This window comes from Pseudoalteromonas xiamenensis (genome assembly GCF_030994125.1).
GTDB classification, from domain to species: Bacteria; Pseudomonadota; Gammaproteobacteria; order Enterobacterales; family Alteromonadaceae; genus Pseudoalteromonas; species Pseudoalteromonas xiamenensis_B.
This window is the reverse complement of sequence record NZ_CP099917.1, coordinates 898052-913366: the sequence shown is the minus strand read 5'-3', so window position 1 is coordinate 913366 and position 15315 is coordinate 898052. Positions and strand designations below refer to the sequence as shown.

General features: G+C 43.2%; 16 protein-coding genes. 7 read left to right on the top strand and 9 right to left on the bottom strand.

The genetic code is table 11. The features are described 5' to 3' along the window. Positions 1-2: 2 nt before the first annotated feature. Positions 3-854 (bottom strand): SDR family oxidoreductase, encoded by an 852-nt coding sequence (locus NI389_RS04195; protein ID WP_308361741.1) that lies wholly within the window; start codon positions 852-854, stop codon positions 3-5. A 101-nt stretch (positions 855-955) separates the two neighbouring features. On the opposite strand from NI389_RS04195, the gene NI389_RS04190 reads away from it, so the two are divergent. Then, complete coding sequence (locus NI389_RS04190; RefSeq protein WP_308361740.1) at positions 956-1849, top strand: LysR family transcriptional regulator; 894 nt, start codon at positions 956-958, stop codon at positions 1847-1849. Positions 1850-1851: 2 nt separating this feature from the next. On the opposite strand, the gene NI389_RS04185 is transcribed toward NI389_RS04190, so the two are convergent. The 3 genes from NI389_RS04185 to NI389_RS04175 all read right to left on the bottom strand — a co-directional run bounded on the left by NI389_RS04185 (position 1852) and on the right by NI389_RS04175 (position 4107). Then, a complete protein-coding gene (locus NI389_RS04185) occupies positions 1852-2229 on the bottom strand; it encodes an MAPEG family protein (protein WP_308361739.1) in 378 nt (125 codons plus the stop codon). A 131-nt stretch (positions 2230-2360) separates the two neighbouring features. Next, a complete protein-coding gene (locus tag NI389_RS04180; RefSeq protein ID WP_308361738.1) occupies positions 2361-2975 on the bottom strand; it encodes a response regulator transcription factor in 615 nt (204 codons plus the stop codon). A 1-nt stretch (position 2976) separates the two neighbouring features. Beyond that, positions 2977-4107 carry a sensor histidine kinase gene (locus tag NI389_RS04175; RefSeq protein WP_308361737.1) on the bottom strand — a complete coding sequence of 377 codons (1131 nt, stop codon included), beginning with the start codon at positions 4105-4107 and terminating at the stop codon, positions 2977-2979. Between the two features lie 161 nt (positions 4108-4268). On the opposite strand from NI389_RS04175, the gene NI389_RS04170 reads away from it, so the two are divergent. After that, complete coding sequence (locus NI389_RS04170; protein ID WP_308361736.1) at positions 4269-4568, top strand: hypothetical protein; 300 nt, start codon at positions 4269-4271, stop codon at positions 4566-4568. A gap of 116 nt (positions 4569-4684) precedes the next feature. On the opposite strand, the gene NI389_RS04165 is transcribed toward NI389_RS04170, so the two are convergent. The 3 genes from NI389_RS04165 to NI389_RS04155 form a co-directional block, all read right to left on the bottom strand. Next, positions 4685-5299, bottom strand: coding sequence for a flavin reductase family protein (locus NI389_RS04165; RefSeq protein WP_308361735.1), 615 nt, complete (start codon positions 5297-5299; stop codon positions 4685-4687). Between the two features lie 128 nt (positions 5300-5427). Further along, positions 5428-7062: a methyl-accepting chemotaxis protein gene (locus NI389_RS04160; protein WP_308361734.1), complete on the bottom strand. Its 1635-nt coding sequence runs from the start codon at positions 7060-7062 to the stop codon at positions 5428-5430. A gap of 219 nt (positions 7063-7281) precedes the next feature. After that, positions 7282-7662 (bottom strand): hypothetical protein, encoded by a 381-nt coding sequence (locus NI389_RS04155; RefSeq protein ID WP_308361733.1) that lies wholly within the window; start codon positions 7660-7662, stop codon positions 7282-7284. A 293-nt stretch (positions 7663-7955) separates the two neighbouring features. On the opposite strand from NI389_RS04155, the gene NI389_RS04150 reads away from it, so the two are divergent. From NI389_RS04150 to NI389_RS04130, 5 genes are all read left to right on the top strand, one after another. Then, entirely contained in the window at positions 7956-8849 is an 894-nt protein-coding gene (locus NI389_RS04150; RefSeq protein ID WP_308361732.1) for a hypothetical protein, read from the top strand. A gap of 53 nt (positions 8850-8902) precedes the next feature. Beyond that, on the top strand, positions 8903-12013 hold the full coding sequence (locus NI389_RS04145) for a tandem-95 repeat protein (RefSeq protein ID WP_308361731.1): 3111 nt from the start codon (positions 8903-8905) through the stop codon (positions 12011-12013). Further along, a complete protein-coding gene (locus NI389_RS04140; RefSeq protein ID WP_308361730.1) occupies positions 12010-12396 on the top strand; it encodes a hypothetical protein in 387 nt (128 codons plus the stop codon). Before NI389_RS04145 ends, NI389_RS04140 begins: the two co-directional genes overlap by 4 nt. A 208-nt stretch (positions 12397-12604) precedes the next feature. After that, the gene (locus NI389_RS04135) at positions 12605-13546 is read left to right on the top strand and encodes a sensor histidine kinase (RefSeq protein ID WP_308361729.1); all 942 of its coding nucleotides are present in this window, start codon (positions 12605-12607) and stop codon (positions 13544-13546) included. Continuing rightward, positions 13543-14094 (top strand): heme NO-binding domain-containing protein, encoded by a 552-nt coding sequence (locus NI389_RS04130; protein WP_308361728.1) that lies wholly within the window; start codon positions 13543-13545, stop codon positions 14092-14094. Before NI389_RS04135 ends, NI389_RS04130 begins: the two co-directional genes overlap by 4 nt. Here NI389_RS04130 and NI389_RS04125 read toward each other — a convergent pair. Then, positions 14091-14786 (bottom strand): tRNA (adenine(22)-N(1))-methyltransferase, encoded by a 696-nt coding sequence (locus NI389_RS04125; protein WP_308362495.1) that lies wholly within the window; start codon positions 14784-14786, stop codon positions 14091-14093. The two genes, NI389_RS04130 and NI389_RS04125, sit on opposite strands and share 4 nt — an antisense overlap. Next, positions 14779-15228 carry a MarR family winged helix-turn-helix transcriptional regulator gene (locus NI389_RS04120; protein WP_308361727.1) on the bottom strand — a complete coding sequence of 150 codons (450 nt, stop codon included), beginning with the start codon at positions 15226-15228 and terminating at the stop codon, positions 14779-14781. The genes NI389_RS04125 and NI389_RS04120 overlap by 8 nt, the downstream gene beginning before the upstream one ends. Between the last annotated feature and the right edge of the window lie 87 nt (positions 15229-15315).

Sequence of the window (15315 nt, the reverse complement as noted above, 5' to 3'; positions counted from 1 at the left end):
ATTTAGTTAAAACGCGCTTTTAAAACAGTTGCTAAAGACGTCGTTGGTCTGCCAAGTAGTTTTGACAATGTTTTTGAATTGTCTTCTAACCAGCCTTGAGTAATGCGGTATTCAGAATCCGCAAGCATTGCCGCAAACCCCTCAGGTAAACCGACTTGAGTGAGAAACGCGGCAAAGTCAGATTGGCCGATGAAACGAGGGGCTAACGGTTTTCCGGTTACTTGGCTTGCCTGCTCTGCAAGTTGTTCAAGACTAAAGCCAGCGTCTCCGGCAAGTTCATAGGTTTTATTTTCGTGACCGGTTTGAGTGAGCACATTGGCAGCCGCTTCAGCGTAATCTTGACGTGTCGCGGCACTGATCACACCTTCTTTCGCAGCACCAGTTAATACACCGTATTCCAATGACGCAGCTAAGTTGTCTGTGTAGTTTTCGACATACCAACCATTGCGCAAGATAGTGGTAGCAAGACCGCTTTCACCCAGCAATTTTTCTGTTTCTTTGTGCTCCTCAGCCAATAACATCGGTGACGTGTCCGCTTTCAACAAACTGGTGTACACGAGCTGTTTTACGCCGACGGATTTTGCTGCTTCAATCACATTGTTGTGTTGTGCAGTGCGACGACCAATCGCATTGCTCGAAATAAGTAAGACTTTTTCAACACCTTCTAATGCCTTTACATAGGAGGCGACATCGTCGTAGTCGGCTTCGCGAATGGTGACTCCAAGCGCGTCAAGTTCTGCCGCTTGTGCTTTATTGCGTACAAGCGCAACGATTTCTGATGCGTTGATTTTGCCCGTTAATGATTTGACGACAAGTTGTCCAAGTTGGCCGTTAGCACCCGTTATTGCAATCATGGTTTTCTCCAAATTTGATAAGGAATAAATTCAATGAAGTAAGTTTGCAATAAAAGCGCTGTCACCATAAGATGGCTAAAAATGAATAGAGTGTTCGGAAAATGATTACAATCAACGCGAATACGCTTAAGTTGTTGAATGTCTTTGTGCAAGTGATAAACGCAGGAAGTTTTGCTGGTGCTGCACGTAAAATGGCAACAAGTCGTTCTCGAGTGAGTGAGCAAGTCAGCACGCTCGAATTGCAGCTAAATGTACGACTTTTGCATCGAAATACGCGTTCCCTGCAACTGACTATGGAAGGCGAGAAGCTTTATGAAAAAGCGAAGCAGCTTGAATTGATACTGCAAGAAATCGAACAGGATCTCGTTGCAGAAGAGCCAAGTGGCGTAGTGCGCCTGACCATGAATCAAGACGTCGCTGAGCAGTTTATCATTCCTTTGCTACCTAAGTTTGTTGAGCAATTTCCAAAAGTGACGTTGGATTTTGTACTGGATGACAAACCGCTTAATTTGGTGGAACAACAAATTGACTTGGCCATTCGGGTTGGCATTCCAAAAGACAGCAGTTTAATTGCAAGACCGCTTCATCAAGATAGCTTTGGTCTGTTTGCGAGCCCTGCGTTTATCGAACAACACGGACTGCCTAACACAATTGACCAACTTTCTGCGCTACCATGGATTTGTTTAACACAGTTGGCTTCCAATAATGGTTTGGAGTTTTATGAAGGGGAAGCGTTACACATAGTAAAACCAACGCACTTTCATCAATGTGATTCACCTCGTCACGTGCAAATCATGGCTGCAATGGGCTTAGGTATTGCGGTGTTATTGCCGAGCATGGTCAAAGATGAACTTCAAACGGGTCAGCTTATTCCACTATTTCCGTCGTTTCGAGGCAAGCCACTTGTGTTTTCATTAGTGTATCCATCTCGAAAACAGTTACCTCAACGAACACAAGCGGTAATCGATTTTATTCTGCAAGAATGCAAATTCTAGTTTTACAGGGCATTTGCAAGCAGCAGCCCTGACGATGTCAGAATAACGCTAAACGTCAGAGCCATGCCGATTTGGCGCAAAATGAGTGGTTCAGGTTGGCGCGAAATGCTCAGGGCGTGTAGCGAGCGGCCAATGAAAAGCGCAAGACCAAGGCCATGGGCGAGTAAAGGAGATTGATAGGCGGTTTCAACTAAATAAATAAGCAATAAGGTAAAAGGAACGTACTCGGCGAAGTTACCATGCGCACGGATAGCGCGTTGAATGTCGATGTTGTTGTTATCACCGAGTGCAACACGTAGCTTCTTACGTCTAAAAATAACGCGAAAACTCAAAAACACATAGAGAAACCCGAGTAACGCTGCGTAGATATAAACGACCATTTATTTTCCTTATAATCTTAAATACGATGTAAAAATCAGCTCCAGTTTAATGCTGATTGTTTACGGATTTAATTCCTCGAACTGTTTTGCCGAGCAAAGAATAGGCTTCAGATTACGGGAAAGTGTGGGTATTACACAAGCGATTCGTTTATGGCTTTAATGACGGCTTGCGTTCTATCGGCGACCTCTAGTTTTGCAAGAATAGTTGAAACGTGATTGCGGATAGTGCCTTCTGAGTTATTTAGGGTCTGCGCAATGACTCGGTTAGACATGCCTAAAGACAGACATTTGAGTACTTCTAACTCTTTTTCAGTAAGTGCGGATGGTGTGGAATGACTGGACGTTAATAAATAACGTGTTAGTGCAGGTTGCAATACTTGCTGCCCATTACACACGGCTTTGATGGCACTCAGAAGATGCTCTAACTCGGCATTTTTCAATATGTATCCCATCGCACCCAGAGTGATGGCTTCTACTAACACATCACAGTCTTCAAACGTAGTAATGATAAGAACTGGCGTGTGGTTTTTTTGTTCCTGCATTGCTTTTAATACATCAAGGCCACCCATTTTCGGCATACGCATATCGAGTAAAATGATGTCGAAATGCTCAACAGATAACCGCTCCATGCATTCTATGCCGTCTTCCGCGGTTGCTTTTACGCAAAGGTCTTCATCGAGTTCTAATAAATTTTTGAGGCCAAGTCGCACCAAGTTTTGGTCTTCAACGAGTAAGCACGAGATCATGTTAAGCGACCTCCGGAGTTGAACGATTGAACGGGATCTTGAGCTCACTAATCAGTGCATTGTTCAACAGACGCTGCGTAAATTCGCCGTCGAGCATAGCGACACGTTCATTCATGCCTTTTAGGCCGTTGCCAAGTTTAGGTAACACGGATTCGCGCGCGTTGTGCATTGCAGTGACCACGATGGGAGCGTCTTTTTCGGTTTCATCTCGTGAGAGAACAATGTCAATAGCAGAAGCATTTGTGTGTTTTAACGTATTGCTGATCATTTCCTGACAAAAGCGAATGACGCACAACCCAATGTGTTGTGGGAGCGGTTCCAAATTGGGTGAAATCTCAAGCGTGCATTTTAAGGAAGGCGTCGAACGAAATAAATCCGTAAGTGTGGTTTTAATTAGACCAAAGTCGTTGCGTTGTGCAGAAACAATTTGCCTGACCTCTGCGAGGATTTCTTGGCTTAGCGCGTGGCATTGATTGACGGTTTCTGTCATCTCTTGGGGTGCTTTGCGTTTCAAAAAATCGAGATTGATCGAGAGCGCTGTTAATTTGTGGCCGAGAGAATCATGCAGCTCGCGAGATAGGGCTAAGCGCTCTTGCTCTGCACTCATTGCCTTCATCATATTTTGCGTCGCTTTGAGTTCTTTGTAGTTCTGTCTAGATTGGTAATGCATGTTGAGACTTTCAACAAAACGGCGGCTAAGAATGCCATTAAAAATGGCAAAAACACCCCAAATTGCAAGTGTCACCCAAGGTATCGTTTCATGCGTGTAAAACTGCAAAATACCACCGTAGGTCGCAAGTAAAGCAAGGATACATCCAATCAATGTCGCGGGCTTAAAATGCGCGCTGAATAAGGAGGAAAACATTGCCATATGGATAAGAACGAGGCTTGTATTCGTAAGCGGAAATAGGCAAGTAATTAAGAGAAAATAACCACTCGCATAGAGTGCGACATTGTCGTTTGGCTTACGAATAATCGCCAATAATAAAAAAAGAATAAGAAAGTGAACCGGTAATTGAAGCAATATGGTCAATGTGGATGGAGTATAAAACACGCAAGCGATAGTCACAGCGAGCCACGAAGCTACAGTAGAAAGGCGCCAATCTGCAGTATGTTTGATGGTATTTTGCATCGAGAGATGATTATTGTTCTTATTGATTATACCATTATGACAAACTGTACCCATGTCGAACAGTGCTAAATGTCATAGTGACTAGTGTAAAAGGACACTGTTGCTAGAATGGAAAACACCGTAAAGTATATGGGATTTTATCGCTATTAAGGGAATGTTGTATGACGCAAAATGTACTTTTTTCATCTCCTGCTTCAATTCAAATGGGTGCTGCAAAAGCAGATGGCAAGCTTTCATTAACTGACTCGCAGTTGCATTTCGAACCTTCAAATAAAATGCTGCCACTTGGCCCTTATCATTTTGAGCGCACTGATATAACACATATTGAAAAATGCACCGGTAAAGGCGCAGGCTTTATTCCAATCACAACAGACGCGTTTCGCGTGACGATTCGTGACAGCAAACGGATTGAGTTTATTGTTGCGGATGTTGACGCGTGGATTTCATTGTTAGCCGAGTAATTGAGCATCAAAACGAGTGACTCATTTCTAACTTTAAAGTGACGAAGCGGGTTCTGACGGATTAAATTTGGCAAACGTGGGAATGTAATGACTTACATTCCCCATGGCGGAGAAGGTTAATCAGGTCTTGCAATCGCGAAAGGTGCGGTTATCCCTGCATAATCTCCAGCGCCGAGTCGTGCGAGAGGGGAGACCTTATCTGCTTGGATTTTAAGACGATCTTTAGCATCTAATTCGACGACTTGGTCATCCAAATACAAGGTTTTTATTTCGACGAACACTAGCGTTTGAGGTACATCACCTACTTCTTTTATTTCATAGAGTTCGCAACCATACGCTATCGTACATTGCTTAACTCGTGGCAAGGGGAAGCCGCTGAAATCCACTACGTCGATATTATTGCGCGAGATTTCAGATTCGCCATGGTCGAGAGTAGCCGCAGTATTGGTGACTAACTCGGCATCATGACTTGAAGCAATATGTATTACACAATGCTTGTTCTCAAGGATGTTTCTAACCGTATCTTTGACTTCACCATTTGGTTTTTTACCCACAGAAAACATTAATAACGGCGGTGCGCTCGATACAGCGGTAAAGTAAGAAAAAGGCGCAAGGTTATAGTTTTTATGACCTGAATCCGTCAGAACCCAAGCAATGGGTCTTGGAATGATGGTTTGCGTCATTAAATGATAAATTTGAAGTGGGTTAAAGGATGAAAAATTCAGTTCCATGAGTTGCCTGTTGTAAATGCCATATACGAATTTTATGTTGCCACAGTTACTGCTTAGGTAAAAGTCGCCTTCTCGAAAGATTTGGCGACTTGGTCTTGTTCTTTTGGATCTGGTTAGCAGTTTTGCTGTTAGGCTACTTTGAACTGATTCACCATCGAGTTCAATTCACACGACATTTCACTTAGTTGATGGCTAGACGCTTGTGTATGCTTTGCGCCCGTTTCAGTTTGTTCAGCCACGCTTGAAATGCCCAGCATGCCTTGCACTACATCGGAAACCGCCGAACTTTGTGATTCAGACGCTTCGGCAATTAAACGATTGATCTCGCTAATTTCAGTGACGGAAGCATCAATAGCTGAGAGCGCATCATTACATTGCTGGCTCAACGAGATACTAAGTTCAGTGGCAGTCTTGCAGGTCATCATATCATTTACGGTGGTTTCAACGCCTTTCTGTATTTCGGAAATAATCGTTTGAATGTCGAGAGTTGACTGCTGAGTGCGCATTGCAAGTGTTCGGACTTCATCGGCAACAACGGCAAAGCCACGGCCTTGCTCACCCGCGCGAGCGGCTTCAATCGCGGCGTTAAGTGCTAAGAGGTTCGTTTGTTCGGTAATCTTGTTAATTACTTCCAAAACTATCTCAATTTGGCTAGACGCCTGTTGTAAGTGACTCGCGGCTATCGTAGCAGAGTCGACACGTTTTGAAATTTGTTCAATACTTTCAACTGTTTGAACTAGGCTCTGTAATCCAGACTCAGTCAGCTGGGTCGTGTGGTTTACTTTGTTAAGCGCCTCTTGAGTTTGCTGGAAAACCTGAGCAGCCGATTGCTCTATTTGCCCAATTTGTTGGGTGGCCATGTCGGTATCCGCGTTTTGCTGCGCAATACCTTGTTGAATTTGATTCGTTACACAAGCGAGCTCTTCTGCAGAGGATGCTAAAGCACAGGTGTTATCATTAATGCTGTTTACGACCTCTCTAAAGTCAGCGGCCATTTCGTTGAACGCTTGAGCCATCGTAGCAAGCTCGTCATTGCCTTGAGTTTTTAAGGTAATGGTTAAGTCTTTATTTTGCGCAATGTCGGTCATCGTGCGTGTCATTTTATTCAAAGGCTTTATGATGTTTCTAGCCACAAGCGATGATAGCGTTAGCAGTATGGCCACATAGGCAATCGTTTCAATCAGCAACTGAACAAGCGTATCTTGGTATTGTTTTTCAACGTCAGTAAGATAAATTCCCGTGCCGATGATCCAGTCAAAGAAACGTAACTGTTTAACAAATGAAAGTTTTTCTTCTTGATCGGAAGAGCCCGGTTTCGGCCATTCATAACGCACAAACCCTTCTCCATGGCGTTTAGCCGTCTCAACAAAAAGCCTAAATGCGTTAGAAATAAAAGGTTTGCTATGATAAACCATGGACAGACCGTTTAATTCTGGCTTAATCGGGTGAGCGACCATGTCGCCACTATTGGAAAATAGGAAAAAATAGCCTGATGGTTCATATCGTGAATTGTTGAGCAATTCAATGGCAGCTCGTTTTTTCGATTGTTCATCAAGAGAATCATTAACGGCTATTGAATTCAACTGAGATTCAAGCGTTTGAACGAGCGTAACGGCTTTGTTTTGTCGCTCTTCTATCATAGTCGATTTTAATTTGCTGGCTGACAACCATTGCAAAGTGATGATAATGACACTGGCTAAGACAATAATGAGTCTCAGTTTCGCTGTCACTTTAAGTTTACTCAGCAAATAATTGATTTTCATAATGAATACCTCTCTAGAATCGATTATGACAGCGTTGTCTTTGGTGCGCAGTGTACGGATTTTAGGCTTAAAATAAAGGTAGGTAGGTCTAGTTCAAGGTGCGTGGCGATGACGTAGAGTGATAGATAGTTGATATTGCTTCTTATTTGGCTTGCGATTGTTTTGTAAATATAAGTAAACGTGTAATCTTTTGTGTGGTTTTGTTAATTTTGTTGCGGGCTATTGATTGTTTAGCCACTCAATGGCGGGAGCTTCACAGGTGAAATTCTTGATTTTTAAGTTGTGTTTTTCTGCAAATAACTCAATGAGATCGTTCTTAAACTCATTTTGATTAATGACGCGGGCGATTGAGATGTCCAAGTGCTGTTGTTCGATATGAAAGAGAATATTAATCATCTTCTCACTGGAATAATCTAGTGTTAACTCTTCAACATTTATCAATAATCGGGTCAGATTTTTTTCTTTGGCGATAAGTATAAGGACATCAAACATTTGCTGCACTTCCTCTGCCTTGCCGTGGCCAGTCGCTTTGGCGCGTAGCAATAAACTTTCTTTCTCAAATTCCGTTGTATAGAAAAAAGGGCGCTCTCTATGCGGCATCTAGTCGTTCTCTAATAAAAAACCATCTTAAGAAAATATAGCATGGCCAAAGCGAAACGGATTGATGGATTCGTATAATCTTTACGCTTGTTCACAAAACTACGTGAAGTTCGATTGCTGCTCCTGTTTTATTTGGATAGGATTTGGGTAAGCCAAATTTGTTTTCTATATATGTGAATTACTTAGCTTTCGTTTGTTTGTCATTTTATTTCGTTGCTTTAGCCGTTTGTGCTGGGGCCCCGCCTGACTTTGCGCAGATGAAACACACATTGAAACATACCCCTGAGGCTTTTATGGAACGTTGGGATGCTGTGCAGAAGCGAAGTCCCTCGAAGGGGGCTTATTTAGAGCATATTTTTGTTTTACGCGCGGCAGTTGAAACTAAAGATGTTGCACTCTTTAACGCTGTCGCGCTTCGCTTAACGAGCGCAGATTACGCCGTTTATTTTCGAAGCAGTGAACACAAGTTATTGAACAACTGGGCGATTTTACTGAAGCATCTGAACGCGTTTGAGCAGTCGCGAAGGGCGTACGAATGCGCAAAAAAACGAGCGCTAGAAAATAACGATACAGAACAGTTAGTCAAAATAGCGTTGAATTTGCACTCAATATTGCTCAAACAAGGAAAGTTAGATGACGCCAAACATGTGCTGCAAGAAGTGGAAACGTTGTCCAAAGAAACGTTTTATTCATCACGATTGAGCCATAAATTAGGGATGTACTACCAAGCAGAAAAAGATTATGACAGGGCTTCAGAATTTTACCAGCAGGCGTTTGTTCGGTTTTCATTAGCGCATGATTTCGAACGCGCGGCTATTTCGGGTTTGAATTTACTGCATGTTCAACTGGTACAACGAAATCGAGCTGGTTTTTGGCGATATGCGCAGTCGGTGAAAGAAATTATTCAACAAGTGCCAAGAAATAATACTCAGTATCTACTACATTTCAGCGTAATGCAGAAGATTGTGGAAATAATGGCTTCTGAGTTTTCAAAGGACAGATTGAATTTACCTGAGCACTGGCAAGAAATGATGTTCAAGTACGGCTTGAACGAAGAAGTAGAACTTTATCGAGCCATGATTGGCTTGACGTCGGGTAATGCTCAGCTAACTAGCAATATCAAACGCGAAGTCAGGAATGAGGTGCTACCAACGCCGTCTTGGTACTTAAATTATTGCCAACAATGAAAGTGTTTTACGTGAATTCAGCATTTAAATTAGTTAAAGAGGGAAGGAATTAGATGAAAAAGTTGACCATATTCAGTTGTGCACTGGCGGGTAGCATGATGGCACTTGCGCCTTCATGTGTACTGGCACAGCCTAATTTTTGGCTAGAAAGCGCAAAGTTAAAGGCCGCTTCGACGGTGGCGACAGACAATTTGATGGTACACAATGCGTACTCGATCGATGCGAATATGGTGGAGTTGAGTCAATTTTTGTTGAATTCATCTAAAACCGAATTTCAGGTGTTGTTGCCCATGCCAGACGGACAACTTGTTCGTTTTAAACTTACTGATTCACCGGTTTACGCGAGTGAACTTCAGAAGAAATACCCTGAATTTAGAACCTTTGAAGGCGTTCAAGAAGGCAATCCGTTAAACCGAGGTCGTTTTGACATTACCCCTCACGGCTTTCACGGCATGTTCTTATACAACGGCCAGCGCGCGTTTATTGACCCCGTTAAGCAAAGTAACCGTGCGGCACACATAAGTTACTTTAAGGCGAATACAGTACCTTCTGATTCGATTAAAGATAAGGTATTGCGTGTTACGCGTGAGCAATCATCAAAGCCGATGCAAAATACCAAACTCGCTGGAGGAATTAAAACCTATCGTGTGGCCATTGCTGCAGCAGGCGAATACACCGCGTTTCACGGAGGCACTAAGGCATTAGCTCTTGCATCAATGGTGACAGCGCTAAACCGCATTAACGAAGTCTACAAAGTCGATTTAGGTGTTCAACTTGAGCTTGTAGCAAACAATGATGCCATCATCTTTACGGATGCCGCGACCGACCCTTACAACAATACAGATGACGATTTAGATGCCAACCAAGCCGTTGTAAATGACGCGATTGGCGTCAGTAACTACGACATTGGTCATGTGTTTAATACTGGAGGCGGCGGTGTTGCATACTTAGGTGTTGTTTGTGATGACAGCTATAAATGGGGTGGTATGACGGGCTCGAGTAGTCCAACGAACGATCCGTTTGTTATCGATTATGTAGCCCATGAGATGGGTCACCAATTTGGCGGTGCTCATAGTTTCAATGGTACTAATGGCGCATGTGGTAATCGTTCAAATGACGATGCCTATGAGCCTGGCAGTGGTTCGACTATCATGGCCTATGCGGGTATTTGTGGCGAAGAGAACTTGCAAAGTAATTCAGATGCTTTTTTCCACTCACACTCAGTCGAGCAGATGCGTAACTACATAACCACTTCAGCCACCTGTGGTACGCTAACTCCGAGCACAAACGTCGCGCCTACGGTGAATGCGGGAAGTGATTACACCATTCCGGCGAATACGGCGTTTAAACTCACAGGCAGTGCATCCGATACAGATGGAGACGCACTTCGTTATTCTTGGGAACAATTTGATCTAGGAACATCGTCATCAAGTGCGGCGACAATGGTGGATGACGGGTCTCGACCTATCTTTAGAGCTTGGATGCCGACAGCTGAACCTGTGCGAGTTTTTCCGCGTTTAAGTGACGTACTCGCAAATAAAACGACCATTGGTGAGTCATATCCTACGACGTCAAGAACGATGAATTTTAAACTTATCGCCAGAGACGAGAAAGGAAATGTCGCCTCTGATTTGATGAAAGTCACCACCGTGACGACAGCTCAGCGTTTTGAAGTCACAGCGCCTTTAAAAAATGCTGTTTGGTCTGAAAATGATACCCCTACCATAACTTGGAATGTCGCAGGGACAACGGCTTCACCTATTTCATGCAGTAATGTGGATTTGGTCTTAGCGGCTGATGGAGAAACGTTTTCTACAGTCATAAGAAGCAATACGCCTAACGACGGCAGCGAAATGATCAATGTCCCCTCTTTGCAGAGCGCAAATGCCCGATTAATGGTACGTTGTTCGGATAACATCTTCTTCGCGGTGAATGAGGGTGCATTTACCATCTCAGGCAAACCGAATGTTATTGCTCCGCAAATAGTCGGACAGAAACCAATTGTTGGAAATGAGGATAACTTAACAGCAATCAAGTTAACTGATTTAGTTGTTAACGACGCGGATAGCGAATTTCCAGCGGCGTTTTCACTCAATGTTTTGAGCGGCACTAACTATACGGTCAATGGAACGAGTATCTTGCCAGCGGCTGATTTTAGTGGCGTACTTTCGGTGCCTGTTACGGTGAACGATGGTAAGTTTGACAGTAACCAATACACATTAACGGTTAACATCAATGCGGTAAATGATGCGCCGAAAATCATCAGTGGTGCAGGCCTGATAGTGGAAGAAGATACAAGTTTTACTGTCTCTAGCCAAAACTTTATCATTACAGACGTTGATAGCGCGCTAACTGACTTGTCGATTAACGTACTGGCTGGCACAAATTATAGCGTGAGTAATAATACCGTGACGCCACAAGCGGACTTTACGGGTAGCTTAAGTGTCAATGTGGTTGCTACCGATAACATTGCGCAAAGTGATGTGTACCAGCTTAATGTCGACATTATACCAGTAAATGATGCCCCTCGAGTGGTAGGTCAAAATGCATTGAGTGTGGCGGAAGACACGGCGTTTTCACTCTCGTTATCAGATATACAAGTGGTAGACCCTGATAGTGCTCCATCACAAATAACAGTAGCGGTTCGGGAAGGGAGCAACTATACGTTCAATGGTAATACAATTCAGCCTGCGGCGAATTTCAATGGTGATTTAATCGTGAATGTTGCCGTGTCGGATGGGGTAATTGAAAGTAGCTTATATCCGATAAGTGTTTCGGTGACGCCTGTGAATGATGCACCGATTGCGAACAATGATTCCTTCCGTGTTACTCAAGGTTCTGCAGCGGTGGATCTTAATGTATTGAGCAACGACACGGATGTTGATGGCGACATACTAACTATCACCAGCCTTGCATACAATGGTGCAGGTTCAGTGGTCAAGACGGAAAACGGTGTGCGTTACACACCGAGTGCAAGTTTCACAGGAACTGAAACCATCATTTATACCATCAGAGATGGGAATGGCGCGCAGGCGAGTGCTACATCGACTATCACTGTTTCTGCGAAAAGTAGTTCAAACTCTAGCAGCGGCGGCGGAAGTGTCGGCTTTGGCGCCGCATTACTCGGTTTGCTTGCGCTGCGTAGAGGAAGGAAAGCACGATGAAACGTATATGTTTGATGGTGACATGTTTAGCGTTTACTCTAAGTGGTTGTAACAAGTCTGAACAAGCTGCAGAGTCACCGATGAAAGAGCCTATTCCAGCGCCATTCAGTTGGCTGATGAATGCGGACGCTTCTGCGGATGCAAACGCCTACAGTGAACAACACGATTATCGATTAATTGCATTGGCTAATCGTGGTACGACTGTGGTTGGGGTTGATGATCCGGCGGAGCAACTGCGATTGAAAACGGCATGCGGTATTCGCCATGTTGAAGGACTTGGAGATACCGTAGATAAACGTCTCGATCCTAAATGGCGAAAACAAGCACTCGATTATGCTAAAGCGTTCAACCAAACCATGATAGCTAAATGTGAAAGCAAATAGCGCGGAATAAGTTCAACGAGATAAAAGGGGACCTGAGGTAGTTAGGTTCCCTTTTTATTGGAGGTAATTTTCTATTTAATCAAACGAAAGTATGGCAATGATTTTGTGTAGTACGAGATTATTGGTGTTTTCTTGATCCGTTAAAATATCGATCCATACTTAAGTTATCTGATTCTTCTTTTCTTTTCCTATGGTTGCTAACTCGTCGGTGGAAAAAGAGCTTGAACTAATCAAGCGTCAATTAGCGCGAGAAAAAGCAGGGCGGCAACGTGCTGAAGATTTACTCGAAACAAGATCTCGAATGTTGTATGAGCTAAATCAACAATTGTCTTCAACACTTGAATCCTTGAAAGCTCACGAAACACAGCTCGTTCAACAAGAAAAACTGGCTTCCATTGGGCAACTTGCTGCGGGAGTTGCACACGAGATTAATACGCCTGCTGGCTTTACGATGTGTAATCTGGAAGTGTTGCAACAGTACGTATTGTCGCTTTTGAACTATCAAGATTCGCTAAAAAAGTCCGCAGGACTTGTTCCAAGTGACGTTCAAGCATTGGACGCACGGTTTAATATCGATATGTTGCGAAAGGACATCCCTGATTTACTGGAAGAAACATTGGAAGGTATGAATCGAATTGCCGCGATTGTCAGGGAGTTACGTTCATTTGCTCGACAAGGGGAAGATGAAAAACAATGGGTCAATATTGACCATCTGCTCAAAGAGACCTTGCATCTAGCCGCGGGGCAAATTAAGTATCATGTTGAGGTAATTACTGATTTTTCAATAAAGAAAGATTTGTACTGCTCACCAGGGAAATTAAGCCAAGTGTTTTTAAACCTTATTTTAAATGCAGGGCAAGCTATAGAAGGTCGAGGGCATTTATGGGTTTCAACTTATGAAACACAAGACAAAGTGGTCATCACGTTTCGTGATGATGGTATTGGCATGGATGAACAGATTACGCAAAAAGTGTTTGATGCTTTTTTCACGACGAAACCTGCGGGAAAAGGCACGGGACTAGGGTTGTCTATTTCGATGGACATCATTCATCAACACAATGGCTCTATCAAAGTAGAAAGTACACTAGGTGAAGGGACGATGTTTTTGGTTGAGCTTCCAATCATTGAGAAGAGAGAGGATGATGCATGAAAGGTCATATTTTCAATTTGTTAGAAGCGTTCATTGAGGAAATCGCAGGACAAGAACAGCTTTTTGATATTCTCGATGCATGCAGCTTTGACACCGAAAGCCGATTTGTAAGAACAGAAAACTACCCCGATGAACAATTGTTGGAAATAGTTGATCACGCTGTGTCTGCGCTGGGGATAAGCCATGAGCAAGCTCACTACGCTTTTGGTAAATGGCTTTACGCTCGCCTTATTACCTTGTTGCCGCCCGAATTCACGGATTTTCCACATCCAGCACCCATTTTAAAGAAATTAGATGATTTACATAAAGTTGAACTTAAGAAATTGTACCCTGACGCGATTCCTCCAAGCTTTGACTATATTCAGCATTCACCAACGCAAGCCGATTTAATCTATTGTTCCTCACGCAGAATGTTCACGTTAGTCGAAGGCACATTGCAGGGAATGGCGGAGCATTATGGTGTTGGTGTTACATGTAAATTAGTAACACCGTGGGAGGGAGATGAGAACAAGGCGAAATTTGAACTTACCTTTGCCACACCCACTTAGTCTGAGAATACGTTGACGCCTCGGTATAGGTTTAACGCTTCGGCTGCAATAGCACTTCGATTGGCTGCGCGTTCATAGTGCTTGGTTAACATAGCTAAATAGTGCTTCGCAATTTGCTGTGATTCAAGCGTGTTTGTTTGCCAAATTTTTTCTCCGACAGGTGAAATTGTTTTTTCCTGTGCGCGAGTTGAGACATAGAGTATTTCATAAATACGATTATTGTCTGTGACTAATTTTTCATCCAGAAGCGCGAGTTGTTTTTTTATAAGCGTTTTTCGTAACATGAAAAGATCACGTACTGGGCAAAGTAAAAAGTCGATGGTAACAGTGGGGTTATTTGTTAATATTTGCTCAATAAACCGCGCGCTTAATTCGCCACCAACACCCGCAAGAAGAACCAAATGTCTATCTTGTGTTGGTAACAGCTGTAATGTAGATACATCTTCGCATAATGTTGACCATTCTATGTATTCAGGTGCATGGACTGAAAGCTGTTTATTCAATTGTTCCATAATGGTCGGCACAACATCCACAAACTTCACTGTGCGAGTGCTATTTGAATTCATGAGTGACAGGCCAAGTAGCCCATGATCACAACAGCAGTCCCAGATAACATCATACGTATGCTCAGGCACCATTTCGCGGATATGATTTAGACGAGAGCTCAGTTTAGCGAGCGCATACTCAATCATTGTTGTCACAACCCTCGTTGAGAGAATTTAACTTATCTAGTAACGCAATAAGTTGGTTAACTTCATCATCACTTAAATCTGAAAACGTACAGCGCATTTGCGCAGGGATCGGTGCGGCATGTTCAGACATCTCTTTGCCTGACAACGTCAGCTTAATGACCTTTTGGCGCTTGTCTTCTTCGGCTGCAACCACGTTTATAAGTTGCTTTTCGGCTAACTTTTGCAGAATGAGGCTAAGCGCCCCCGCATCAATGGTTGTACGCTCAAGGATGTCTTTCACGACAACATTGTCTTCTTCCCATAGTGCCATCATCACGACATATTGTGGGTAAGTTAGACCAAGTTGCGTCAAATGTGGCCGATATGAACGAACTATGCGGTTCGATGCTTGATAAAGTCGATGGCAAAGTTGGTTTTTCAGTAATAGTTGTGGGTGTTTCATAGTCTCCTCCAATAAAGTGAATAATACTTTGCACACAAAGTTATTGCAATCTAGAATCGAAAGGATATATACTTTGCATGCAAACTA